Origin of the sequence: Pseudomonas sp. Q2-TVG4-2, assembly GCF_013620795.1 — a bacterium.
Lineage (GTDB): Bacteria > Pseudomonadota > Gammaproteobacteria > Pseudomonadales > Pseudomonadaceae > Stutzerimonas.
Map to the genome: position 1 here is coordinate 264715 of NZ_LGLW01000006.1, position 23658 is coordinate 288372.

Below are 23658 nucleotides of genomic sequence, written 5' to 3' on the forward strand. Positions count from 1 at the left end.
GGCATCCGTATGGATGCCTCGCTGAATCAGCTGGCCACCTTTACGGTACGGTTCGCAGTTGGCGAGGCTACTGCTTGTCTGTATCGGCGACTGGCTTGGCCGGAACCACCTTGACCCACCAGTCAGTGTGGCGCTCGATCTGCACAGGCAGGCTCGGTGGTAGGGCCGCGAGCGCACGGTCGGTGTCATGCAGCGGGAAGCTTCCGCTGATGCGCAGGGATTCGAGGCTCGGGTCGAGGCCGAGATAGCCCTGGCGGTATTCGCTTAGCTTCGCCAGTAGTTCGGCCAGCGGCAGGTTTTCCACCACGAGCATGCCGCGGCTCCAGGCGTCTGCAGCGATAGGTGCTTCCCGGCTATCACCGAGATGGCCACGGTGCATCAGCACCTGCTCACCGGCCCGCAGGGTTCGGCCTGCCTGCAGATCGCCCGGGAGCGCGGCGACAGCCGAGCGGAGCACGATCAGGCGGGTGGCATCCCCCTCACGGCGAACGATGAAACGCGTGCCCAGCGCACGCAGGTCGCCCTGATCGGTTTGCACGATGAAAGGTCGCTCGCCTGGTGCAGTATCGATCAGCACTTCGCCCTGGTGAAGAAACAGCCTGCGCTGGCGCGCATCGAAGCGGATATCCAGCGCGCTACGGCTGTTCAGCTGGATATGGCTCTGGTCGGACAGGGTAACGCTGTGTTGTTCGCCGGCGCCGGTGCGCTCGTCCGCCAACCAGACCGGCAGCGGCTGTGCCTGGAGTGCCAGCCCGATACCTACCGCACATGACACTCCCATCCCGATCAGGACGCGGCTGGCTGGACGGTAGGGACGGGACCTTGCGCTGGTCTGCAAAGCTTTTCGCGCGCTCGGTGAATTGATCGTGCCCAGGTGTCGGTCGATGCCGCCTAACTGCGCCCAGGCCCTGGCGTGTTCGGTACTCTCATTCAGCCAACGTTCGAGCTCGGCGCCAAGCTGCGAGTCTGCCGCTCCGCCGCCTACGCGCAGCTGCCAGGCGATGGCCTCGTCGAGAACCCGCGCCGAAACCGGTTGGCGAGCCATGTTCATGTGGGCTCGCCATAGACGGCGATGTAGCACTGGCGCAGCGCCTGAGCCAAATACTGACGCACGCGTGGCACCGAGACACCTAGACGCTCAGCAATCTCGCCGTGCGCCATACCGTCCAGGCGGTTGTAGAAAAAGGCCGCTCGAGCTTTCGCTGAAAGTTGACCAAGCAGCGTATCCACCTCGCGCAGCGCTTGAAGGGTCTGTAGCTGCTCCTCGGCGCTGGGTTGGGTTTCTTCCGGTTGTAGCGCCAGCTCATCGAGATAGGCGCGCTCCAGAGCGCTGCGGCGGAAATGGTCGATCAGCAGCCCGCGGGCGATAGTGGCCAGCAATGCCCGGGGTTCACGGACATTGCTAAGGTCGTTGCGTTTGAGCAAGCGAAGAAAGGTGTCCTGGCTCAGATCCTCGGCGCGGTGCGGACAGGCCTGATACCGCCGCAGCCAATTGAGCAGCCAGTCGCGGTGATCGCGATACAGCGAACCCACGAAAAGTTGGTTGGACGACTCACCAGCCGACAAGGCGACGCTCCAAGGCCGACGGGCGGCCAGTAACGAGAACTATTCGCAGTATGATCGCAAGTTGCCGCCATTGGTGCAACGGTAGTTAATGCATCCCAGCCTATCGGTACCTGGCGCCGGCGAGACGCTACATGAAATTCGCCTGCTGCCGTTGTCGCCAGTTGGCCAAGCGCTGATTCAGAGCGCTCAGGTTATCCAGGCCCTGGCGTCTCGCTTTGCTCATCAGAATCAGGGCTAACTCTGCAGTCACCAGCGCATCGGCGCTGGCGTGATGGCGCTGCAGCACCTGCAGGCCGAAATGGGTACACCAGTCGTCCAGGTAATTCTGCCTTGGCCGGTTGTCCGGGCAGAGCATCGGTGCAAGCTCGGCGACATCGATGAAAGGATGGCGCAGCTTATAGCCGAGCGCCTGTTTCAGTGCGCGGGTCAGCATGCGTTGATCGAAACCGGCATGGAAGGCCAGGATTGGGCTGTCGCCGACAAATTCCATGAAGTCCAGCAGCGCTTCGGCGGGCTCCTCGCCGTTTTCCAGCTCGTTCGGTGCGATGCCATGGATCAGGACGCTCTCGCTGATCTTCTGCGCCGGGCGCAGCAGGGTTGACTCGAACTGATCCCCCAGATGGATGCTGCTTCGTTCGATCACGACGGCGCCAATGGACAGCACAATGTCGCGGCGCATATCCAGGCCGCTGGTTTCCAGATCGAGCACCACCATGCGCTGCGTCTGCAGCGGGCACAGGTCGAGCGGCGCGGGTGGGCGCAGCCGATCGCGCCGCTGCAGCTGTTCCAGGCTAAGGATGGGGCCGCGTTGTTTGAACCAGGGCATATTCATAACTGATAGCGAACCGCCAGGCTGCTTTGCAACCGCTGGGCCTGGCGAAAGGATTCACGCAGGATGCGCCGGTCCAGATGATTGAGGCTGTCGGGGTCGAGCCGGTTGGAATATGGCCGTCCCTCGCGTGCCTGCTGCTGGTGCTGCTGCATGCGCGTCTGCTGGATGAAATGGTAGGCCTCTTCGAAGGCTGCGCCATCCTTTTCGTCGATGACATCGTTTTCGACCAGCTGGCGCAACCGGTCGAGGGTGTTGCAAGTGGCGATGCCGTGAGCCAGCGCAAGCAGGCGCGCCCCGTCGACGAACGGCGTCAGGCCTTGCACTTTGAGGTCCAGCGTCGCCTTGCCCTCGCCCTTACGGGTGACGACGAAGTCGCGGAAGCGGCCCACCGGAGGTCGTTGGCGCAAAGCGTTCTCGGCCAGCATGCGTTGGAACAGGCTGTTGTCGCCGATCTCATCGAGTAACTCGTTGCGCAGCTGCTCGCAACCTTCAGCGGGACCCCAGATAGCTCGCAAGTCGAAATAGATCGTACTGTTGAGCAGGTTCTCCGAGGTCGACTCCCGGATGAACGAGCTGAAGCGTCGCCGCCATTCCTGCCGTGACAGGCACAGCTGGGGATTGCCGGCCATGATGTTGCCCTTGCACAGGGTGAAGCCGCAGGTATCGAGGTCGCGGTTGATGCGCTCGGCGAGTGGCAGCAGGCGCCCCCGGATATGTGCGGCCTCCGCGGCATTGGCGGCCTCGAACAGGATGCCGTTGTCCTGGTCGGTGTGCAGCGTCTGTTCTCTACGCCCTTCGCTGCCGAAACACAGCCAGGTAAAGGGGATACCCGGATCGCCCAGTGCGTCGATGGCCAGTTGGATCACGCGGCAGACCGTGTGGTCATTAAGCAGCGTAATGATGTGGGTGATCTGCGTCGACGACGCGCCGTGCGCCAGCATGTTGTCGACCAACTGCAGTATGCGGCTGCGGATGATCACCAGTGTCTCAACGCTGTCGGCGTGAGAGATGGCCTGCGCCAGGTGCACCAGGTCGACGCGCTGCAGCGAGAACAGATCGCGCTCGGAAATAACGCCGCATAGGGTGCCCTTCTCGACGATGCAAACGTGGGCGATATGCCGTTCGGTCATGGCGATCGCTGCGTCGAACGCGCTGGCGTCTGGCGGCAGATGGAAGGGATCATGCGTCATGAACCTGGAAATCGGCACGGATAGCTCAGTGGTGCCAGTGGCGATCACACGCCGAAGGTCGCGCAGCGTGAAGATGCCTAGCGGATGCAATTTTTCGTCGGTGATCACGATGCTGCCGACATTGGTTTCGTTCATCAGGCCGACCGCTTCGGGCAGCGGCATGGTTGGCAGGCATGAAACCGGATGGTGCAACGCCAGCTCGCCGATACGGGTATCGAGTGAATATTGCGCCCCTAGGTTTTCCACCGCGCGCATTTGTGCCTGCTGGTTGACCAGGTCGAGCAGGCTGCTTACGCCGCGCATGGCGAAATCGCGGAACGCGGCGGACTTGGATACCAGTCTGATGAAGGCTGGTTTGCTCAGCAGAAAGCAGAAGGTGTCCTCGGCGGCGAAATGACTGGTGCGAGTGGCTCGCTCGCCCATCAGCGCCGCCATCGGAAAGCATTCGCCGACGATGACTTCGAAGGTGGTCTCGGTACCGCGCTTGCTGGTATGTGGGCGCTGACCATGCACGCGGCCCTGCTTGACGATGTAGAAGTGTTCGACGGCGCCGTCATCGGGCGAAATAATGCAGTCGCCTTCGCTGTAAAAACGCAGCTGGCAGTTTTCGACCAGGTAGGCGAGGTGGCCCGGTTCCATCTGATTGAACGGCGGGAACTTGCGCAGAAACTCCATGGTTCCGTGGATGTTCTGCAGCACAGCGGTCTTGCCCGCCTCGGCGAAAGCATCGGCTTTGCTCATGGTTCGCTTCCATTTTTTGCGCCCAATGGTGGGCTGTGGGTCGGCAGGGTCACATTGGACGTAAGTCTAGTTGGAGGCTAGCCAGCTCGGGCTGACAGGATCAGCGATTCGGTGGAGTTGTAGCGAAGTTACATAGGCAATAAAAAAGCCGCCCCGGAGGGCGGCTTTGTTCGCTTTGGCTCTCGGATTACAGGCCGTTCTTGGCCTTGAATTCGCGGCGCCGGCGGTGCAGTACCGGCTCGGTGTAGCCGTTGGGCTGTTTGGTGCCTTCGAGCACCAGCTCAAGAGCGGCCTGGAAGGCGACGTTGTTGTCGAAATCCGGGGCTAGCGGGCGGTAGGTCGGGTCGCCTGCGTTCTGGCGATCGACGACTGGCGCCATGCGCTTGAGGCTTTCGATTACCTGCTCCTGAGTGACGACCCCATGACGCAGCCAGTTAGCCATGTGCTGGCTGGAGATGCGCAGGGTCGCGCGGTCTTCCATCAGCGCGATGTCGTTGATATCCGGCACCTTCGAGCAGCCGACGCCGGCATCGATCCAGCGCACCACATAGCCCAGGATGCCCTGCGCGTTGTTGTCCAGCTCGTTGCGCTTCTCGTCTTCGTTCCAGTTGGCGTCGGTAGCCAGCGGAATGGTGAGGATGTCATCGACCGAGGCCTTCTCGCGCTTGGCCAGCTCGGCCTGGCGGGCGAATACGTCGACCTTGTGGTAGTGCATCGCGTGCAGGGTGGCGGCTGTCGGCGAGGGGACCCAGGCTGTATTGGCACCGGCCATAGGGTGGCCAATCTTCTGCTCGAGCATGCTCGCCATCAGGTCGGGCATGGCCCACATGCCTTTGCCGATTTGCGCCTTGCCCTGCAGGCCGCACGCCAGGCCGACGTCGACGTTATTGTTCTCGTAGGCGCCGATCCACTTCTCGGCCTTCATCGCCGCCTTGCGGACGACCGGGCCGGCCTCCATGGAGGTGTGGATCTCGTCGCCGGTGCGATCAAGGAAGCCGGTGTTGATGAACACCACGCGTTCGCGTGCTTCCTTGATGCAGGCCTTGAGGTTGATCGTGGTGCGGCGCTCCTCGTCCATGATGCCGACCTTGAGCGTGTTGCGCGGCAGGCCAAGAACGTCTTCGACGCGGCCGAACAGTTCGGTGGCGAAAGCCACTTCTTCCGCGCCGTGCATCTTCGGCTTGACGATGTACATCGAGCCGGTGCGGCTGTTGGCGCGGGTGGTGTTGCCCTTGAGGTTGTGCATCGCGGCCAAGCCGGTGAACAGGCCGTCCATGATGCCTTCCGGTACTTCGTTGCCTTCCTTGTCGAGGATGGCGTCGTTAGTCATCAGGTGGCCGACGTTACGGATAAACAGCAAGGAGCGGCCATGCAGGGTCAGTTCACCACCGTCGACCTGGGTGTAGACCCGGTCCGGGTTCATTGCGCGCGTGATGCGCTTGCCACCCTTGTCCAGCTCTTCGACCAGATCGCCCTTCATCAGGCCGAGCCAATTGCGGTACACGAGGGTCTTATCTTCGGCGTCGACGGCGGCGATGGAGTCTTCGCAGTCCATGATGGTGGTCAGCGCCGCTTCCATCAGGATGTCTTTCACGCCGGCCGCGTCGGTCTGGCCGATGGGGCTGGTCGTGTCGATCTGGAGTTCGAAGTGGATGCCGTTGTGCTTGAACAGCACGGCGATTGGCGCGCTGGCCTCACCCTGAAAACCGAGCAGCAGCTGCGGGTTCTTCAAGCCGGTGGTGCTGCCGTTCTTCAGGGAAACGATCAACTTGCCGCCTTCAATGCGATAGCCGGTGGAATCGGCATGCGAGCCGCTTTCCAGCGGGGCGGCATCGTCCAGGAAGGCGCGGGCGTAGGCGATGACCTTGTTGCCGCGGATTTCGTTGTAGCCTGGGCCCTTGCTGGCGCCATCTTCTTCAGAGATGGCGTCGGTGCCGTAGAGCGCGTCATACAGCGAGCCCCAGCGGGCGTTGGCGGCGTTCAGGGCGAAACGCGCGTTCATGATCGGTACGACCAGCTGCGGGCCGGCCATGCGGGCGATTTCTTCGTCGACGTTCTGAGTGGTGGCCTGGAAGTCTTCGGCTTCGGGCAGCAGATAGCCGATTTCCTGCAGGAAGGCCTTGTAGACCACCGGATCGTGAGCCTGGCCCGCACACGCCTGATGCCAAGCATCGATTTGTGACTGCAGGTCGTCACGTTTGGCCAGCAGCGCGCGGTTCTTCGGCGCCAGGTCGTGGATGACGCTGGAAGCGCCGGCCCAGAAGGCATCTGCATCAACACCGGTACCAGGAATCGCTTCGTTGTTCACGAAGTCGTACAGGACTTTGGCGACCTGCAGGCCACCGACTTCAACGCGCTCAGTCATTACTCGCCTCACTTGGTTCTTCAATCCGACACGGACGATTGCAGTTCTTGTAGTCCGGGCTGCCGGATACTACATGAAGCCGTTCGGAAAATCAGTCCGTCGCGCTTGGTCTCACCGGCCATCTCCGGCGTCTTTCGCCGACAGTCGGCGCTGCCGTGTAGCCTGACATCGGCGCGGCGAAACCGGTACTTTGATCTATACCTATGGAGTCGGGCTCCGCAGGCGATTCCCCTCACATCCTGATGCGTGCGGCTGTCGCCGGGCGTGCGCATTTACCAACAGAAGAGGAGCCAAAGATGGATCATCTCGTCCTTACGGTCATCGCCGAGGATCAGCCGGGGTTGGTCGAACGCGTGGCCAAGTGCATCGCCGAACATGGCGGCAACTGGCTGGACAGTCGTATGTCGCGCATGGCCGGCCAGTTCGCTGGGATTTTACGGATCGCGGTGCCGGCCGACGCGCATGCCGAGTTGGCCGATGCGCTGCAGCAGCTGGAACGCGACGGCATCCGCGTGGTATTCGCCCGTAGCGGCGAGGTGCCCGAGCGCAGCTGGCGAATGATTCATCTGCGGCTGGTGGGTAACGACCGCTCGGGCATCGTGCGCGACATCACCCGTCTGCTGGCGGGGCATGGCATCAACGTGGAGAGTCTGAATACCGACGTCTTGCCTGCGCCAATGACCAACGAGCTGCTGTTTCATGCCGACGCGCGTCTGGCGGTGCCGGCCGAGCTGTCGCTGGATGAGCTACAGCAGCACCTGGAAACTTTGGCCGACGAGCTGATGGTGGAGCTGAAACTGCAACCGGCCGAATGAATGAGCGAGCTTGCCCTCAGCTCACCACTGGCACCTTGCGCATCAGGCGCCAGGCATCGTAGCTGTACACCGCCAAGCCGGCCCAGATGCAAATGAAGGCGAGCTGCCGGTCTCTGGGGAAGGGCTCGTTGAACACCCACACCGCCAAAATCAGCAGCAGGGTCGGGGTGATGTACTGCAGAAACCCCAGGGTTGAATAAGGCAGGTGGCGCGCCGCAGCGTTGAAGCACAGCAGCGGCAGCAGCGTCACCGGGCCGGCTGCGACCAGCCAGAGGGCCTCCGGCTGGGTCCAGAAGGACCATTGCGTACTCGGTCCGCTGCCGAAGAAGAACAGCCAGCCCAGGGCGATCGGCAGCAGCAGCCAGGTTTCTACTACCAGGCCCGGCAGCGCCGCCACCGGCGCCTGCTTGCGCAGCAAGCCGTAGCTGCCGAAGCTCAGCGCCAAGACGATCGATACCCAGGGAAAATCGCCGAGCGTGACCAGCTGCAGCAACACGCCGACCGCCGCCATCGCCACCGCCAACCACTGCAACGGACGCAATCGCTCGCGCAGCACGATCAGCCCGAGCAGAACGTTGACCAGCGGATTGATGTAGTAACCCAGGCTCGCCTCAAGCATATGGTTGTGGTTCACCGCCCAGACGTAGATCAGCCAGTTGGTCGCGATCAGCACGCTGGAGATCATCAGCACGCCGATCCGTCGTGGGTGCGCCAGCAGTTCCTGCCACCAGCCCGGATGGCGCCATAGCATCAGCACCAGCGTGCCGAACAGCGCCGACCAGATCGCACGCTGGGTGACGATCTCCAGCGCGGCGTACTGCTCGATGGACTTGAAATAGAGCGGAAACATGCCCCAGATGGAGAAGGTAATCAGACCCAGCAGGTACCCTTTACGCAGTTCAGCAGTGGCCATGAGTGTCTCGTAACGCGGCAGCGGAGAGCCGGCCATTTTGCGCCTGCGCGGAGGCGTTTGTCTGCCGTTGTGGCTGTTTTCCAGCGTCATGAAATCTCTATGAACAGACGCGGTTGAACGCAGCCGGCGACAGCTCGTCTGAGGAGGACGACCCAGTGTTGCCGAGGCGACGCGTCAGCCATACGAGGTGTTCGATGAAGCTGCAGAACAAGGTTGCTCTGGTCACGGGAAGCTCCCAGGGCATCGGCCGCGGCATTGCCGTGCGCCTTGCCGAGGAGGGCGCCGACCTGGTCATCAACGGCCGGCATGATGATGAAGAAGCTCGCCAAACCCTTGAGCAGGTTCGTGCCTTCGGCCGCCGTGTCTGTTTCATCGCCGCCGATGTCGGTGTAGTCGCCGAATGCCAGCGGCTGGTGGCGCAGGCGATCGAGCAGATGGGGCATCTCGATATCGTGGTCAATAATGCTGGAGTGCAGCGTCACAGCCCGTTTCTCAATGCCGGCGAAGGGGACTATGACCTGGTGCTTAACGTCAACCTGCGCGGCCCGTTCTTCATTGCCCAGGCGTTCGCACGGCATTTGCGCGACGCCGGCAGAGGCGGGCGCATCATTAACAACAGCTCGGTTCACGAAGAGCTGCCGTTTCCCAATTTCACCGGTTACTGCGCGAGCAAGGGCGGGTTGAAGATGCTTATGCGCAACCTGGCGATCGAACTGGCACCGCTGGGCATCACCGTTAACAACATCGCACCGGGCGCGATCGAAACGCCGATCAACCGGACCCTGATGAACCAGCCGGACAAGCTGGCCGGCCTGCTGGAAAACATCCCCGCCGGTCGCCTCGGTCAGCCGCGTGATGTCGCCGGTGCGGTGGCCTTTCTCGCCTCGGATGAGGCCGACTACATCACCGGTACTACACTGGTGATAGACGGCGGACTGCTATGGAATTACAGCGAGCAATGACCGATACCGATCCGAGCCCCTTTGATTACGACACCCGCGCGGTTTCTGCCGCCGATACCCTGACCCCGGCGGACCGTTATCAGGAACTGTTTGTAGCGGTACAGACGCAGCGGGTGTTTCCCGACAGCAAGACCTTCGTCGACTGCGCGCCGCGCCAGCATCCGGAGCGAATTCTCGAGGCGTATCGGGCGCAGAGCGGCGACCAGGGCTTCGACCTGAAAGCCTTCGTGATGGAGCATTTCGAGCTCTACCAGATGAAGCCGACAGAGTTCGTCGCCAACCCTGACGATAGCCTGGCTGAGCATATCGACCGGCTCTGGCCGGTGCTGACCCGGCATCCCAGGCAGCATCCGGAGTTTTCCTCGCTGTTGCCGCTGCCCCATGACTACGTAGTGCCGGGCGGGCGCTTTACCGAGCTGTATTACTGGGATTCTTACTTCACCATGCTCGGCCTGGACGAGAGCGGTCACTGCGAGCTGCTGCGCTCGATGGCCGATAACTTCGCCTACCTGATCGACACATACGGCCATGTACCCAACGGCAACCGCTCGTACTACCTGAGCCGCTCGCAGCCGCCGGTGTTCGCGTTGATGACCGACCTGTTCGAGGAGACCGGCGTGCATCGGGCCAGCGATTACCTGCCGCAGCTGCGTAAGGAACACGCGTTCTGGGTCGATGGCGGCGATCAGCTGCGCCCCGGCGAGGCGCATCGACGCTGCGTCTGTCTGGCCGACGGCAGCGTGCTCAATCGTTACTGGGACGAGCGGGACACACCCCGCGAGGAGTCTTATATCGAAGACGTCGAGACCGCGCGCTCCTCGAGCCGGCCGGCTCACGAGGTCTATCGCGACCTGCGCGCCGGTGCCGAATCAGGCTGGGACTTCAGTTCGCGCTGGCTGGGCGATCCCGCGCGGTTGTCGAGTATTCGTACCACGCAGATCATTCCGGTGGACCTGAACAGCTTTCTCTACAAGCTCGAGCGGCAAATCGCCCGTCTTAGCGAGGTGAAGGGCCGGCATGAGTGTGCCGAAGAATTCCGTCAGCGTGCCGGTGCACGTCTCGCCGCGATCGACCGCTACCTGTGGAATGACCACCGCGGGGCTTATTTCGATTACGACTGGGTGTTACAGAAGCCGCGCGACAACCTCACCGCAGCAACCCTGACGCCGTTGTTCCTGCAGCTGGCCAGCCCTGACCAGGCGGGGCGGGTGGCCGATATTGTCGGTGAACGGCTACTCGCCCCCGGCGGCCTGTCGACCACCGAAATCGCCGGCAGCGGCGAGCAGTGGGACCGGCCCAACGGCTGGGCCCCGCTGCAGTGGATGGGCATCCGCGGGCTGCAACACTACGGCCACGATGCACTGGCGCTGCAGATCGAGGAGCGCTGGCTGAGCATCGTCTCGCTGCTGTTCGAGCGGGAAAGCAAGCTGGTGGAGAAGTACGTGTTGCGGCCTTGCACCGAGCATGCCGGTGGCGGTGAATACCCGCTGCAGGATGGCTTCGGCTGGACCAACGGCGTGACCCGCAAACTGATGCAGGAGGATCCGACCCACGAGGCCCACCGCTGCCGCGCGGGGCAATGCCGGCCGGAATGGGCTCAGGCGGACAGCCGCCGCGGTTGAAGCGGGCCGGCAAGCCTGCCCTTGGCGGGCCAGCGCGCTCCTACGGAGCGGAGCGGCTGCAGGATCGAGCTTGCTCGCGATCAGGCGTTCAGAGAGGACCGGCTGCCAACTATCCGCTTGCAAGGGAGCGTCTGCCGCCTACGAAACGCCGCCATCACCGCCGTCGGTAAGGGCTCGGCAGTGTGCCTTCCAGATCCAGGGTGCCTTTCTCGACGAAACGCTGGGTGCCGAACAGACCACCGGCCAGCTTGCCGCGCAGTACGTAAGGCACCTCATCCATACCGATGTGTTCGGCCAGCCCCAACGCCTGGCGGGCGGCCGAAAACGCGGAAATAGTCATGGGCACGCTTAGCACGGTTTCACCGAAGCGCGGCACGCTGCCCCGCGCGTCGCTGACACCGCTGGCCAGGCGCCGACCGTTGACTTCCAGCTCGAGCGCCGCGCCGTTGTAGTCGAGCGCGACGTCGTTAGGGTTCTGTATCCGCAGCTTGACCGCCATGCGCAACTCCAGTCCCTCGCCGGGTAGTGGCTGAATACCCGCGACCTGGACGTTGAGCGGGTCGCGCTGGCCGAAGGCGGCGCAACCGGCCAGGCTCAGCACGAGCAAGAGGGCCAATAGCAAGGGTGCAACGGGTACCACGGGGCGCATGGGCATAGGCCTTACTCAGGTTTCCTGGTGAGTTTGTCCAGCCCCTGCAACAGCTCCATGGGCAGCGGAAAGACGATGGTGGAATTCTTGTCGCCTGCGATGTTGCTCAGCGTTTGCATATAGCGCAGCTGCATCGCCCCGGACTGACGACCGAGCATCTCGGCGGCCTGCATCAGCTTTTCCGAAGCCTGCAGCTCGCCCTCAGCATGAATGACCTTGGCGCGTCGCTCACGTTCCGCTTCTGCCTGGCGCGCGATGGCGCGGATCATCGATTCGTCGAGGTCGACGTGCTTGATCTCGACGTTGGCCACCTTGATTCCCCAGGCATCGGTCTGGGCGTCGAGCACCTGCTGAATGTCATTGTTGAGCTGCTCGCGCTCGGCCAGCATATCGTCCAGATCATGCTTGCCCAGTACCGCGCGCAACGTGGTCTGCGCCAGCTGGCTGGTGGCTGAATGGTAATCCTCGACTTGAATGATGGCTTTCTCGGCATCCAGCACACGGTAATAGATCACAGCGTTGACCTTAACCGAGACGTTGTCACGCGAGATCACATCCTGGGTCGGCACGTCCAGCACCAACGTCCGCAGGTCGACCCGCACCATTTGTTGGAGCCCGGGGATGACCATAATCAGCCCTGGCCCCTTCACTTTCCAGAAGCGTCCCAGCTGGAATACCACGCCACGCTCGTATTCACGGAGGATACGGAAGGTTGATGCCAGCAGCGCAATCAGTAGCACCAGTACCGCGATGAAGCTCATTTCGAAACCCATGATTCACCTCTTCTCGATTGGCGGCGTGTCAGCCGCGGTGACGTCCAATAGCAGTCCGCGCCTGGCCACGACGCGGACCTGTTGTCCAGGACGCAAGGGCGTGGGGCTGACCACCTGCCAGTGCTCGCCCTGCAGCTGCACCCAGCCGCAGGCGGGATCGTTCGCCTCGATGCGAGTCACCGGCGCCAGACTGCCGACCAGCTCGGCGTCGCCAGTGACCAAGCGTTGGCGGCGCGCCTTGAGCGCCATGGTGACGATGGCGAACACCAGCAGCGCGCTGACCACAGCGAGCGTGCCGATCAAGGCCAGCGGAATGCCGTAGCCCGGCACGTCGGTGTCGAACAGAATCACCGAACCGGTGACAAAGGCGACCACCCCGCCAAGGCCGAGCACGCCGAAACTGGGTATGAATGCTTCGGCGATCATGAAGCCCAGCCCCAGCAGAATCAGCGCGACCCCGGCGTAGTTCACCGGTAGCAGTTGCAGCGAGTACAACGCCAGAAGCAGGCAGATACCACCGACCACGCCGCCGCCACCGGTGCCTGGGTTGGAGAATTCGAATATCAGGCCGTAGATGCCGATCATCATCAGGATCAAGGCCACGCTGGGATTGGTGATCACGGCCAGCAGGCGTACTCGCCAGTCGGGATCGTAGCGATCAAGCGCGGCGTTTGCAGTCTGCAACGTTCGTTCTCCGGCGCTGGTCTCGACGGTCTTGCCATCGACTTGGTCGAGCAGATCCTGAAGATCGGTCGCGATGTAGTCGACCACGTTGAGCTTTCGCGCCTCGCTGGCGGACAGGCTGACAGCCTTGCGTACCGCCTGCTCCGCCCATTCCGCGTTGCGCCCGCGTAGCTGCGCCAGGCCGCGTATATAGGCGGCCGCATCGTTGACCTGCTTGCGGCTCATCGCATCGCCGCCGCTCTCGTCATCCGGCGCTTGTGCGTCCGGTTGCTCGTCGGGCGGCGTGCCCGGTGCACCACCTATCTGCACCGGCGTGGCGGCACCGAGGTTTGTGCCTGGGCTCATTGCCGCGATGTGACTGGCGTAGAGCATGTAGGTGCCGGCGCTGGCGGCGCGCGCCCCGCTGGGCGTGACATGCGTGGCGATCGGCACAGGGCTGGCGAGGATTTCCTTGATGATCGCACGCATCGAGCTGTCCAGACCGCCGGGCGTATCGAGCTGCAGCACCAGCAGCTGCGCATCGGTCTGCGCCGCGCGCTGTATACCGCCAATCAGATAGTCAGCGCTGGCCGGGCCGATCACGCCCTCCACCCGCAGGACCGTGACCTGCGTTGCAGCCTGGGCCGCACTGGCGAGGCCCAGCCATGTCAGCAGCAGTAGCGTCGGCAGCCAGGCCAGTCGTTCAAAGGGGCGGCGGCGCATTGGCGTGATCCTCCCGGGTCGGCGAGCGGCGCGACGGCGAATCGCGGCAGTACCACAGAGGATAGTTCAGGAAGGCGTGAGGTAACGCCCTTAGTCGTCGATCATTCACCCGGCCGGCTTGAGCGCCTGAACTCTGGCGCGTTATCGGACCTCACAATCCACATGAGGCCGTTTCCTCACGAAGCGCCTCGGGCCCAGCCATGAGGAGTGTCCATGCGTATTCATCATCTCAACTGCGGCTGCATGTGTCCGGTGGGCGGTCGGCTGTTCGACGGTTTCAGCGACGGGCTAACAGCCAACCTGGTGTGTCATTGTCTGTTGATCGAGACCGAGCAGCACGGCTTGGTGCTGGTTGACACCGGCTTTGGCAACTGCGATGTACTGGAGCCGCGCAAGCGCCTCAGCGCATTCTTCATCGCCTTCAACAATATCAAGTTCGAGCGGCGCTTCACGGCGTTGGAGCAGGTCCGCCAGCTCGGGTTCGACCCGGCAGACGTCCGCCATATCCTGCTGACGCACCTGGATTTCGACCACGCCGGTGGGCTGGTGGACTTCCCCGAGGCACAGGTTCATGTACTGCAGCGGGAGATGGATGCGGCGCGCTCGACCCATAGCTTTATTGGCCATCAGCGCTATCGCCACCGGCAATGGGATGCGGTGCGCCACTGGCAGTTCTACGAGCCGGGTGGCGATACCTGGTTCGGCTTTCAGGCGGTTAAGGAGCTGCGCGGTCTGCCACCGGAAATTCTACTGATTCCGCTGACGGGCCATACCCATGGTCACGCGGGCGTGGCCGTGCAAGGCCATAACGGCTGGCTGCTGCATGCCGGGGACGCCTATTTCTACCGTGACGAAGTGGGCCAGACCGAGCGCCACTGCACGCCGGGGCTGCGCTTTTATCAGCGCATGATGGAGGTCGATCGCACGGCGCGCCTGGCAAACCAGCATCGCCTCTGGATGCTGTCCCTAGAACACAAGGACGAAGTGACGCTGTTCTGCAGCCATGACGCCAAGGAACTCGAGCGCATGCGGGCGAGATCGCACTGATGTCGTCACAAGACGATGATCGCGTTGGTGGGGCGGTGCGCACCATGATGGGCTATGTGCGCTGGATCGGCCTGGTGGCCTGCTCGGTGGCCGGGCTGGGGTACCTGCTGGTGGGCAACTTCAATATGGTCGGGCTGATGTTCGCCCTGGCAGCGCTGTCCTGGATCAATATTCGCCGCAAACGCAGCGGAGGATCTGGGGCGCCGCCGGGCAGGCATTAGCGAGACTGGGCTAAATGGCAGCCTAAACGCGAAATCGCGAGCAGGCCTTCGACTTTCTGCGTATGGAGGTCGTGCCTCGGTTCTGCAATAGTTAGCAGGCTAAGCGACGGACCGTTTGCGATGCGTACCGCCCACAAGGTGATTCGTATCGGCGCAGCAAAACTGGCTCAACCCTGCGGCCAGTCGCGTCTCCTTACCTAGATGGGTGCCTGTCGGCACTCCCTTGCGGCCCAAACGGCCGCTACCGGTTTCGACAACCGCTGCCTATGGGCGGCGGTTGCCGTTCCTTCCGTCTCCCCGCTGCGCTTCTGATAAGCGATTTCAAGGAACCCCCAACGCATGATCAGGTCGACTCACAGTAAGCTTTTCAGCCAGAACCAGACCTGAGGGGACCCAAAAATGGACCTGATCCGAATAATCATCGCGATACTGCTGCCTCCACTCGGGGTGTTCCTGCAAGTCGGCTTCGCTGGCGCCTTTTGGCTGAACATTCTGCTGACCCTGCTGGGCTATATCCCGGGCATCATCCACGCCGTGTGGATCATCGCCCGGCGCTAAGTTTGACTATGCGGTACAAACAGCCCGGCCGTTCAGCCGGGCTTTTTGTGCTTGCAAGCGAGGCGGTGTAAAGTCCCGGGTCGACTTGCGTGCGTGGGTCAATCTCGCGCCAATCAACCTTGAACATGACGGGGTCGGGGCGTTCGCCTGCTGGCAACGCAGCTGCCCGCGCTGCCGTGGGTAACTGTCATTGCTCAGCACCTGGGAAGGAACCAGATGGGTAACTCTTTCATCGATCAGAACCACTTCAGGCGCATCCTCAACCGCAACGTGGCGGTTCCCCTCGGCTTCGGTTTTCTCAGTGCGTTTTTCTTCAGCATCATCGTTTATTACCTGCTGAACGTTAGTTCTTGGGTCGAGCGTTCGGTGCTGGGCGTTTCCTACGCCCATGAGATGCTGAAGGAGGTGGGGGAGCTGGAAGCCTCGATGCGCGGCTACCTCATCGCAGGCGACGAGGTATTTCTTCAGCCCTACCGGAACGAACTGCCGAGATTCCAAAACCAGCTGAAGCAGATCAAGCAGTACGCAAGCGGCGACCCGGTGCAGCTGGGTCGGATCGAGCGTGCCGAGCAACTGCATGCGCAATGGGTCAGATTCGCCGAAGAGGCGATAGCCCGTCGTGCGCAGGACGGGCCAATACTCGAATACATACGCAGTCAGCGAGGGTTGGAATTAAAGGAAGAGCAGCGCCAGTTGCTCAACGACTTCATCGCTCACGAGCGTCAGGTTCGAGCCGAGCGCACCGACACCGCGGAGATGGTCACCACCGCACTGATTGGCGGCTTTCTGCTGTTCAGCCTGATTTTCAGCGGCTTGCTGGTCTACTTTGGGCGCCGCGATCTGATCGGCCTGTCAGCCAGCTATGCCGATTCACTCGAGCGCCAGCAGACCCATGCGGCGGCGCTGGAAAAGCTCGCCTGGTATCGCGCCGGCCAGACACAGCTCAGCGAGTCGCTGATCGGCGAGCAAGCGCTGCCGACGCTGGGGCAAAACGTGCTCAGCTTCCTTTCGCGCTACCTGGAGGTCGCTGTGGGTGCGCTCTACGTAACGCAGGACGGTAAGCTGGAGCGGATCGCGGAATTCGGTTGGGATAAGGACAAGCTGCACAGCGGCCGCACCCTGGCGCTCGGCGAAGGGCTGGTGGGGCAGGTGGCCCTGGAGCGTCGAACGATGGCCCTCGACAGTCTGCCGCCCGGTTACCTGAAGGTCAGCTCGGCCCTGGGCAGCACTGACGCCAGGTCCGTGTTGATTGCGCCGGTGGAAGACAACGGCATGCTCAACGCCGTACTGGAGGTCGGCTTCCTGCGGCCGTTGAGCGAAGAAGACAGCGAACTTCTGCGCCGCGTCAGCGAACATATCGGTTCGGCCATCGAGGCCGCGCGCTATCGCCAGCGTCTGCAGCGTGTACTGGCCGAAACCCAGCAGCTCAACGAGGAGTTGCAGGTGCAGCAGGAAGAACTGCGCGCCGCCAATGAGGAGCTCGAAGAGCAATCGAGCGCATTGCGCGAATCTCAGGCGCACATGGAAGAGCAGCAGGCCGAGCTGGAGCAAACCAACGAGCAGCTCGCCGCGCAGACTCATGAGCTGGCGCGCCAGCGCGACGAGATGGACCTGAAGAATTTCCGCCTGCACGAAGTGCAGCTGATGCTCGAGGAGCGTGCCGACGAGCTGCAGCGCGCCAGCCGCTACAAGTCGGAATTCCTAGCCAACATGTCTCACGAGCTGCGCACACCATTGAACAGCTCGCTGATTCTCGCCAAGCTGCTCGCTGACAATCCCGAGGGCAATTTGAGCGACGATCAGGTGCAGTTCGCCCGCTCCATCTACTCGGCAGGCAACGATCTGCTCCACCTGATCAACGATATCCTCGATATCTCCAAGGTCGAAGCCGGCAAGCTCGATGTCCACCCCGAGCTAATGATGCTTACGCGTATGGCCGACGGACTGAAAAGCCTGTTCCTCGCCCAGGCGCAGGACAAGTCGCTGCAGTTCGACATCGAACTGGGCGATGGGCTGCCGGCGAGCCTTTATACCGACCGCCAGCGGCTTGAGCAGATCCTTAAGAATCTTCTGTCGAATGCGTTCAAGTTCACCGAGAAAGGCTCGGTCTCGATGCGTGTCACACGCTATGACGACCATCGCATCGCCTTCGCCGTGCAGGATTCGGGCATCGGCATTCCTGAAGACCAGCAGTCGGTGATATTCGAGGCGTTCCGCCAGGCCGATGGCACCACCAACCGGCGTTACGGCGGCACCGGCCTCGGGCTGTCGATTTCCCGCGAGCTTGCGCAGCTACTTGGCGGCACCATCGAGGTGCGCAGCAATCCGGGCGCGGGCAGCGTGTTTACTCTGATCGTCCCGGCAAACTACAGCGAGCCCGTCGCGGTGCAAGCGGAGGCATTTCCGGTTTCGGTGCAGGCCGAGCCTGAGCCGATCGCCGTCGTGGCGAAACTCCCGGAGGCACTCGCTGCAGCGCCGGCACCGTCTGGAGAGCCGTCTACGGCGGTACTGGCTGATGATCGCGACGGCTCGCCTTTCGGCGAGCGGTCGGTGCTGGTGATCGAGGACGATACCCAGTTCGCCTGCATCCTGCGCGATCTCGCCCACGAGCTGAGGTACAACTGCCTGATCGCGCAGAACGCCGACGATGGCTTCGACACCGCCGTCCAGTATCGGCCCGATGCCATTCTGCTGGACATGCGCCTGCCCGATCATTCCGGCCTGACGGTGCTCGAGCGCCTCAAGGAAAATCCGATTACCCGGCACATTCCGGTGCATATCGTCTCGGTGGAGGACCGCAAGGAAGCGGCCCTGCAGATGGGCGCCATCGGCTATGCGACCAAACCGACGACACGCGAGGACCTGAAGAAAGTGTTCGGCCGGCTCGAAGCGAAGCTGGCGCAGAAGGTCAAGCGCATCCTCTTGGTCGAGGACGATGCCCGGCAGCGTGAAAGCGTGTCGCGGCTGATCGAAGATATCGACGTGGAAATCACCGCCGTGGAGTTCGGCGAGCAGGCTCTCGAACTGCTGCGCTCGACGGTTTTCGACTGCATGATCATCGACCTCAAGCTGCCCGACATGGATGGCCACGAGCTGCTCGAACGCATGGCCCGAGAGGAAATCTGCTCGTTCCCGCCCGTGATCGTCTACACCGGGCGCAACCTGACCCGCGACGAAGAAGCGGCACTGATGAAGTACTCACGCTCGATCATCATCAAGGGAGCACGCTCGCCGGAACGCCTGCTCGACGAGGTCACGCTGTTCCTGCACAAGGTCGAGTCGGACATGCCGCCGGAGCGGCAAAAAATGCTCAAGAGCGTCCGCAGTCGCGAAAAAGCCTTTGAGGGCCGGAAAATCCTGGTAGTTGATGACGATGTACGCAACGTCTTCGCACTCACCAGTGCGCTGGAGCAGAAGGGCGCGCTGATTGAAATCGCCCGCAACGGTCATGAAGCCATCGCCCAGCTGCAGAACATCGATGACATCGATCTGGTGCTGATGGACATCATGATGCCCGAGATGGACGGTTTTACCGCGATGGAAGAGATCCGCAAGGATTCACGCTTCGCCAAGCTTCCCATGGTGGCAGTCACGGCCAAGGCCATGAAGGACGATCAGGATCGCTGCCTGCGTGCCGGCGCCAACGACTACCTGGCCAAACCGATCGATCTGGATCGTCTGTTCTCGCTCATTCGCGTATGGCTGCCAAAAGTGGAGCTGCTGTGACATGCCTGACCGCATCCAGGCCATCGAGCTGAAGCTGCTGATCGAAGCGATCTACCTGCGCTACAGCTACGATTTTCGCGACTATTCCGGCGCCTCGCTCAAGCGCCGGATATTGCTGGCACTGAAGCAGATGCGCTGCGAGAACATTGGGCAGCTGCAACACAAGGTGCTCCACGATCCGCAGGTGTTCATGGAGCTGCTACAGTTCCTCACCATTCCGGTGAGCGAGATGTTTCGTGATCCTGGCTACTTCCTGGCACTGCGTGAGCAGGTGGTCCCGGTGTTGCGCACCTACCCGTCGCTGAAGATCTGGATCGCCGGTTGCAGCACGGGCGAAGAGGTCTACTCGATGGCCATCTTACTCAAGGAGGAGGGCCTGCTGGAGCGCACTATCCTCTACGCCACCGACATCAATCCGCGTTCGCTGGAGCAGGCGCGACGGGGCATATTCGATATCGGTGACATGCGTCAGTACACCGAAAACTACCAACGCGCCGGTGGCAAGCAGAGCCTCAGTAGCTATTACACCGCTGCCTATGATTCGGCGATCATCGATAAGTCGTTGAAAGAAAAGGTCACGTTTGCCGATCATAGTCTGGCGACAGACAGCGTTTTTGCGGAAACCCAGCTGATTTCCTGCCGCAATGTGCTGATCTATTTCAACAAACCCCTGCAGGATCGGGCCTTTGGCCTGTTCCATGATTCCCTCTGTCATCGAGGCTTTCTTGGGCTGGGCAGCAAGGAAACCGTCGAGTTTTCCGGCTACGCTGGGCGCTACGAGGCGTTTGACAAGCAGGAAAGGATCTTCCGCAAGTTATGAAACGCGCAACCGCCAATGCTCCGGCCAGATCAATTGCCCAGCCTGTGGATGCCGTTGTGATTGGCACCTCGGCGGGCGGCCTGGCGGCGTTGAGTACGCTGGTCGATGGTTTGCCGGCGGACCTGCGCCAATCGCTGCTGGTGGTCCAGCATGTGCCGGCGAGCGGACCGACGCAGCTGGCCGATATCTTCCAGCGCAAGACGGCGCTGCGGGTCAAGGAGGTGGATGACAAGGAGATGCTGTGCGCTGGAACCATTTACTTCGCTGCGCCCGGCTATCATCTGCTGGTAGAAGCGGACCTGACGCTGTCCCTCAGCCAGGACGATGCGATTCACTTCTCCCGCCCCTCGATTGATGTGCTGTTCGAGTCGGCCGCCGATGCCTGGGGCGAGCGTGTCGTCGGCATCCTGCTGACTGGCGCTAACGAGGATGGCGCGGCCGGCCTGGAAGCGATCAGGCGCGCCGGGGGGATCACCATCGTGCAGGACCCGGACGAAGCCGAGGTTCCGGCCATGCCGCTTGCAGCACTCCAGCGTTTTTCGCCGGATTACATTTTGCCCTTGCGCGACATTCACCGACTGTTGCGCGAACTGGAGTGACCATGCCTGACCAGACCGATGAAGCGAACCTGCTGATCGTCGATGATTTGCCGGAAAACCTGCTGGCGTTGGACGCCATACTCAGGAGCCCGGGGATTCGCGTGCATCAGGCCGAGTCGGCGGAGCAGGCGCTCGAGCTGTTGCTGCAGCATGAGTTTGCGTTGGCCATTCTCGACGTGCAGATGCCTGGGATGGATGGTTTTCAGCTGGCAGAGCTGATGCGCGGCACCGAGCGCACCAAGCAGATTCCCATCGTCTTCGTCAGCGCTGCCGGTCGTGAGCTCAACTATGCGTTCAAGGGGTACGAGAGCGGTGCCGTAGACTTCATGCACAAGCCGCTCGATACCCATGCGGTGCGCAGCAAGGTCAGCGTTTTCGTCGACCTCTACCGCAACCGCAAGCGAATGGCGCGTCAGCTCGAAGCGCTCGAGCGCAGTCGCCGAGAGCAGGAAGTGCTGCTCGATGAATTGCGCAGCACCAAGGCCGAACTGGAAGACGCGGTGCGCATACGTGACGATTTCATGTCGATCGTCTCCCATGAGCTGAAAACCCCGCTCAACACGCTGATTCTTGAGGTTCAGTTGCGCAAGCTGCAGCTCGGGCGAAACAACTTCGCCGCATTTAGCGAAGACAAGCTGCGGCAGATGGTAGACAAGGACGAGCGGCAGATTCAGAGCTTGATCCGCCTGATCGATGACATGCTCGACGTTTCACGGATTCGCACGGGCAAGTTGTCGATTCGTCCTAGCCACGTCGATCTGGGCAAGCTGGCGGCCAGCGTTGTGGAGAACTTTGCTCCGCAAATGGAAGCCAGCGGCTGCACGCTGCTGTTTCAGCGCCCGGAGCCGATCGCTGGGGTTTGGGACGAGTTCCGCATTGAGCAGGTGCTGGCGAATCTGCTGACCAATGCGATGCGCTACGGCGCGGGCAAACCGGTGCAGGTCAACGTCAGTGCCACCTCGACGGCCGCCTGTCTCGAAGTGCGCGACCACGGTATCGGTATCAACCAGAAGAGTCTCGAACGGATTTTCTGCCAGTTCGAGCGCGCCGAAGGCAGCGAGAGCAGCGCCGGGCTGGGCCTTGGCCTGTTTATTGCCGAACAGATCGTCAAAGCCCACAACGGTCGCATTCAGGTCGAAAGCGAAGAGGGCAAGGGCGCGTTGTTCCGCGTCCTGCTGCCGCTGAACGGCGAGGCCTGAAGCGACCTCGCCAGTCGCTCAGGTCCAGGACAGCTGCGGCCAGCCCTTGGCTCCGGCCTGTTCACGCAGCAGAGGATCGGGATTCACGACATGCGGATAAGCCACCTGCTCCAGCAATGGCAGGTCGTTGATCGAATCTGAATAGAAATGCGCACCCTCGAGTGATTCACCGTGCTCCGCCGCCCACTGCCGAAGCCGCGTCACCTTACCGTCGCGGTAGCTGAGTATGCCCAGCGTGCTGCCATTGTAAAAGCCGTGCTGTTCTTCCAGCTGGATCGCCAATGTATCCTCGACACCGAGTCGTGCCGCAATCGCTTTTACCAGAAACTCCGCCGACGCCGAGATGATCAAGATGCGGTTACCTACCTTGCGATGTTCAGCGATGTGGCGCATGGCGTCGCTATAGATCAGCGGCTCAATTACCTCTTCGACGAAGGGCGCCACCACATGCGCCACCTCGTCGGCGGTGCGGCCTACCAGTGGCGTCAGGCTGAATATCATGTAGTCCTCCATGGCCAATCGGCCAAAGGCATACTCGGCCATCAGCTCGGCGTCCTTGCGTAGGAAGGATTCGCCATCCACCCAGCCGATCTTGGCCATTTCCCGTGCCCAGAGGCTGGCGCAGTCGCCGTCGATCAGGGTCTCGTCCAGGTCGAAAATTGCCAGTGCCATCAAGCCACCTCATGAATTGCCGAGGCGTCAATGGTAAGGCCTACCTGGCGACCGTGCGGGTACAGATCGGCAGCGGAGCGATTGAGCACATCCACCAGCAGTTCAACCCCGCGTGCTTCGACGCGGTAACGAATCACGTTGCCGAGCAGGCTGTGGCTTTTGATCACCGCGGCGATCCCGCCGCTACCGTCGGCGGCATTGAGCAGTGCTATGGCTTCCGGGCGGATCGCCACCTGCCCATCGATCGGGCGTTGCAGCAGGCGTGAGGCGACGTCTGCGGCAAGCAGGTTGTAGTTGCCGATAAAGCCCGCAGCGAAGGCATCCACCGGTGCCGTATACAGGGTTTCGGCGTCCGCGCTCTGGACGATCCGGCCGGCATTCATCAGCAGGATGCGATCCGAGAGGGTCAGCGCCTCTTCCTGATCGTGGGTAACGAATATCGTGGTCAGCCCCAGCTCCTGCTGGATCGCCCTGATCTGTTCACGCAAATGCTTGCGGATGCGCGCATCCAGCGCCGACAGGGGTTCGTCGAGCAGCAGCAGGCGAGGGCGCGTTACCAGCGAGCGCGCCAGTGCCACACGCTGACATTGCCCGCCCGACAGTTGGCTCGGGTAACGCCGGGCAAATTCGCCGAGCTCGACCATCCCCAGCACCTCGGCCACCCGCTCGGCGCTTTCCTCTCTTGCGATTTTTTGCATACGCAAGCCAAAGGAGACGTTCTGTTCCACGGTCATGTTGGGGAACAGCGCATAGCTCTGGAAGACCATGCCAATCTGACGATTCTGCGGCGACATGGGCACCAGGTCCTCGCCATCTAGCAGGATTTTCCCGCCGTCGACCTCGGTAAGTCCGGCGATGCAGCGCAGCAGCGTGGACTTGCCGCAGCCGGAGGGGCCAAGCAGCGTGATCAGTTCGCCCTTGGCGACTTCGCAATCGATATCGCTGAAGACCCTGGTGTCGCCAAAGGCTTTGTACAGACCACGAATGGAAAGATAGCTCATG

The 23658-nt window shown here is 62.0% G+C and carries 21 protein-coding genes; 10 read left to right on the forward strand and 11 right to left on the reverse strand.

What is annotated here, in order from left to right; all coding sequences use genetic code 11:
* Positions 1-67: 67 nt before the first annotated feature.
* The 5 genes from H3028_RS14590 to H3028_RS14610 all read right to left on the reverse strand — a co-directional run bounded on the left by H3028_RS14590 (position 68) and on the right by H3028_RS14610 (position 6694).
* Positions 68-1045: a FecR family protein gene (locus tag H3028_RS14590; protein WP_181298155.1), complete on the reverse strand. Its 978-nt coding sequence runs from the start codon at positions 1043-1045 to the stop codon at positions 68-70.
* Between the two features lie 2 nt (positions 1046-1047).
* Positions 1048-1566: an RNA polymerase sigma factor gene (locus H3028_RS14595; RefSeq protein ID WP_181297829.1), complete on the reverse strand. Its 519-nt coding sequence runs from the start codon at positions 1564-1566 to the stop codon at positions 1048-1050.
* Between the two features lie 127 nt (positions 1567-1693).
* Positions 1694-2398: a PolC-type DNA polymerase III gene (locus H3028_RS14600; protein WP_181297831.1), complete on the reverse strand. Its 705-nt coding sequence runs from the start codon at positions 2396-2398 to the stop codon at positions 1694-1696.
* A complete protein-coding gene (locus H3028_RS14605) occupies positions 2395-4329 on the reverse strand; it encodes a putative nucleotidyltransferase substrate binding domain-containing protein (protein ID WP_181297833.1) in 1935 nt (644 codons plus the stop codon). Before H3028_RS14605 ends, H3028_RS14600 begins: the two co-directional genes overlap by 4 nt.
* Before the next feature lie 187 nt (positions 4330-4516).
* A complete protein-coding gene (locus H3028_RS14610) occupies positions 4517-6694 on the reverse strand; it encodes a malate synthase G (protein ID WP_181297835.1) in 2178 nt (725 codons plus the stop codon).
* A gap of 296 nt (positions 6695-6990) precedes the next feature.
* Here H3028_RS14610 and H3028_RS14615 point away from each other — a divergent pair, with 296 nt between their 5' ends.
* The gene (locus H3028_RS14615; RefSeq protein ID WP_181297837.1) at positions 6991-7509 is read left to right on the forward strand and encodes a glycine cleavage system protein R; all 519 of its coding nucleotides are present in this window, start codon (positions 6991-6993) and stop codon (positions 7507-7509) included.
* 16 nt (positions 7510-7525) lie between these two features.
* On the opposite strand, the gene rarD is transcribed toward H3028_RS14615, so the two are convergent.
* Positions 7526-8422 (reverse strand): EamA family transporter RarD, encoded by an 897-nt coding sequence (gene rarD / locus H3028_RS14620; RefSeq protein WP_181297839.1) that lies wholly within the window; start codon positions 8420-8422, stop codon positions 7526-7528.
* Positions 8423-8616: 194 nt separating this feature from the next.
* Here rarD and H3028_RS14625 point away from each other — a divergent pair, with 194 nt between their 5' ends.
* Together H3028_RS14625 and treF are read left to right on the forward strand one after the other, a co-directional pair.
* Positions 8617-9384 (forward strand): SDR family NAD(P)-dependent oxidoreductase, encoded by a 768-nt coding sequence (locus H3028_RS14625; RefSeq protein WP_181297841.1) that lies wholly within the window; start codon positions 8617-8619, stop codon positions 9382-9384.
* Positions 9381-11006: an alpha,alpha-trehalase TreF gene (gene treF / locus H3028_RS14630; RefSeq protein WP_181297843.1), complete on the forward strand. Its 1626-nt coding sequence runs from the start codon at positions 9381-9383 to the stop codon at positions 11004-11006. Before H3028_RS14625 ends, treF begins: the two co-directional genes overlap by 4 nt.
* A gap of 154 nt (positions 11007-11160) precedes the next feature.
* On the opposite strand, the gene H3028_RS14635 is transcribed toward treF, so the two are convergent.
* Genes H3028_RS14635 through H3028_RS14645 form a run of 3 tightly spaced genes read right to left on the reverse strand, consistent with a single transcriptional unit; the run spans position 11161 to position 13814 of the window.
* The gene (locus tag H3028_RS14635) at positions 11161-11661 is read right to left on the reverse strand and encodes an LEA type 2 family protein (protein ID WP_181297845.1); all 501 of its coding nucleotides are present in this window, start codon (positions 11659-11661) and stop codon (positions 11161-11163) included.
* A gap of 5 nt (positions 11662-11666) precedes the next feature.
* A complete protein-coding gene (locus tag H3028_RS14640) occupies positions 11667-12428 on the reverse strand; it encodes a slipin family protein (RefSeq protein ID WP_181297847.1) in 762 nt (253 codons plus the stop codon).
* Positions 12429-12431: 3 nt separating this feature from the next.
* Positions 12432-13814 (reverse strand): nodulation protein NfeD, encoded by a 1383-nt coding sequence (locus tag H3028_RS14645; protein ID WP_181297849.1) that lies wholly within the window; start codon positions 13812-13814, stop codon positions 12432-12434.
* Between the two features lie 213 nt (positions 13815-14027).
* On the opposite strand from H3028_RS14645, the gene H3028_RS14650 reads away from it, so the two are divergent.
* From H3028_RS14650 to H3028_RS14680, 7 genes are all read left to right on the forward strand, one after another.
* Complete coding sequence (locus H3028_RS14650) at positions 14028-14861, forward strand: MBL fold metallo-hydrolase (protein WP_181297851.1); 834 nt, start codon at positions 14028-14030, stop codon at positions 14859-14861.
* Complete coding sequence (locus H3028_RS14655; RefSeq protein WP_181297852.1) at positions 14861-15082, forward strand: hypothetical protein; 222 nt, start codon at positions 14861-14863, stop codon at positions 15080-15082. The genes H3028_RS14650 and H3028_RS14655 overlap by 1 nt, the downstream gene beginning before the upstream one ends.
* A 399-nt stretch (positions 15083-15481) precedes the next feature.
* Positions 15482-15640: a YqaE/Pmp3 family membrane protein gene (locus H3028_RS14660; protein WP_003282625.1), complete on the forward strand. Its 159-nt coding sequence runs from the start codon at positions 15482-15484 to the stop codon at positions 15638-15640.
* Between the two features lie 216 nt (positions 15641-15856).
* A complete protein-coding gene (locus H3028_RS14665; RefSeq protein WP_181297853.1) occupies positions 15857-19366 on the forward strand; it encodes a response regulator in 3510 nt (1169 codons plus the stop codon).
* Between the two features lies 1 nt (position 19367).
* The gene (locus H3028_RS14670) at positions 19368-20186 is read left to right on the forward strand and encodes a protein-glutamate O-methyltransferase CheR (RefSeq protein ID WP_181297855.1); all 819 of its coding nucleotides are present in this window, start codon (positions 19368-19370) and stop codon (positions 20184-20186) included.
* Positions 20183-20785 carry a chemotaxis protein CheB gene (locus H3028_RS14675; RefSeq protein WP_181297857.1) on the forward strand — a complete coding sequence of 201 codons (603 nt, stop codon included), beginning with the start codon at positions 20183-20185 and terminating at the stop codon, positions 20783-20785. Before H3028_RS14670 ends, H3028_RS14675 begins: the two co-directional genes overlap by 4 nt.
* A gap of 2 nt (positions 20786-20787) precedes the next feature.
* Positions 20788-21984 carry a hybrid sensor histidine kinase/response regulator gene (locus H3028_RS14680; RefSeq protein WP_181297859.1) on the forward strand — a complete coding sequence of 399 codons (1197 nt, stop codon included), beginning with the start codon at positions 20788-20790 and terminating at the stop codon, positions 21982-21984.
* A gap of 18 nt (positions 21985-22002) precedes the next feature.
* On the opposite strand, the gene H3028_RS14685 is transcribed toward H3028_RS14680, so the two are convergent.
* Complete coding sequence (locus H3028_RS14685; RefSeq protein ID WP_181297861.1) at positions 22003-22656, reverse strand: HAD family phosphatase; 654 nt, start codon at positions 22654-22656, stop codon at positions 22003-22005.
* Positions 22656-23657, reverse strand: a complete 1002-nt coding sequence (locus tag H3028_RS14690) for an ABC transporter ATP-binding protein (RefSeq protein WP_181297863.1) — start codon at positions 23655-23657, stop codon at positions 22656-22658. Before H3028_RS14690 ends, H3028_RS14685 begins: the two co-directional genes overlap by 1 nt.
* Position 23658: the final 1 nt, after the last annotated feature.

What these genes read in the sequence shown, in the direction of transcription:
- H3028_RS14625 (WP_181297841.1), top strand. Translation starts at nt 8,617, where the DNA reads ATGAAGCTGCAGAACAAGGTTGCTCTGGTCACGGGAAGCTCCCAGGGC.
- H3028_RS14675 (WP_181297857.1), top strand. Translation starts at nt 20,183, where the DNA reads ATGAAACGCGCAACCGCCAATGCTCCGGCCAGATCAATTGCCCAGCCT.
- H3028_RS14670 (WP_181297855.1), top strand. Translation starts at nt 19,368, where the DNA reads ATGCCTGACCGCATCCAGGCCATCGAGCTGAAGCTGCTGATCGAAGCG.
- treF (WP_181297843.1), top strand. Translation starts at nt 9,381, where the DNA reads ATGACCGATACCGATCCGAGCCCCTTTGATTACGACACCCGCGCGGTT.
- H3028_RS14635 (WP_181297845.1), bottom strand. Translation starts at nt 11,661, where the DNA reads ATGCCCATGCGCCCCGTGGTACCCGTTGCACCCTTGCTATTGGCCCTC.
- H3028_RS14680 (WP_181297859.1), top strand. Translation starts at nt 20,788, where the DNA reads ATGCCTGACCAGACCGATGAAGCGAACCTGCTGATCGTCGATGATTTG.
- H3028_RS14690 (WP_181297863.1), bottom strand. Translation starts at nt 23,657, where the DNA reads ATGAGCTATCTTTCCATTCGTGGTCTGTACAAAGCCTTTGGCGACACC.
- H3028_RS14640 (WP_181297847.1), bottom strand. Translation starts at nt 12,428, where the DNA reads ATGGGTTTCGAAATGAGCTTCATCGCGGTACTGGTGCTACTGATTGCG.
- H3028_RS14605 (WP_181297833.1), bottom strand. Translation starts at nt 4,329, where the DNA reads ATGAGCAAAGCCGATGCTTTCGCCGAGGCGGGCAAGACCGCTGTGCTG.
- rarD (WP_181297839.1), bottom strand. Translation starts at nt 8,422, where the DNA reads ATGGCCACTGCTGAACTGCGTAAAGGGTACCTGCTGGGTCTGATTACC.
- H3028_RS14685 (WP_181297861.1), bottom strand. Translation starts at nt 22,656, where the DNA reads ATGGCACTGGCAATTTTCGACCTGGACGAGACCCTGATCGACGGCGAC.
- H3028_RS14665 (WP_181297853.1), top strand. Translation starts at nt 15,857, where the DNA reads ATGGGTAACTCTTTCATCGATCAGAACCACTTCAGGCGCATCCTCAAC.
- H3028_RS14610 (WP_181297835.1), bottom strand. Translation starts at nt 6,694, where the DNA reads ATGACTGAGCGCGTTGAAGTCGGTGGCCTGCAGGTCGCCAAAGTCCTG.
- H3028_RS14615 (WP_181297837.1), top strand. Translation starts at nt 6,991, where the DNA reads ATGGATCATCTCGTCCTTACGGTCATCGCCGAGGATCAGCCGGGGTTG.
- H3028_RS14600 (WP_181297831.1), bottom strand. Translation starts at nt 2,398, where the DNA reads ATGAATATGCCCTGGTTCAAACAACGCGGCCCCATCCTTAGCCTGGAA.
- H3028_RS14650 (WP_181297851.1), top strand. Translation starts at nt 14,028, where the DNA reads ATGCGTATTCATCATCTCAACTGCGGCTGCATGTGTCCGGTGGGCGGT.
- H3028_RS14645 (WP_181297849.1), bottom strand. Translation starts at nt 13,814, where the DNA reads ATGCGCCGCCGCCCCTTTGAACGACTGGCCTGGCTGCCGACGCTACTG.
- H3028_RS14655 (WP_181297852.1), top strand. Translation starts at nt 14,861, where the DNA reads ATGTCGTCACAAGACGATGATCGCGTTGGTGGGGCGGTGCGCACCATG.
- H3028_RS14590 (WP_181298155.1), bottom strand. Translation starts at nt 1,045, where the DNA reads ATGGCTCGCCAACCGGTTTCGGCGCGGGTTCTCGACGAGGCCATCGCC.
- H3028_RS14660 (WP_003282625.1), top strand. Translation starts at nt 15,482, where the DNA reads ATGGACCTGATCCGAATAATCATCGCGATACTGCTGCCTCCACTCGGG.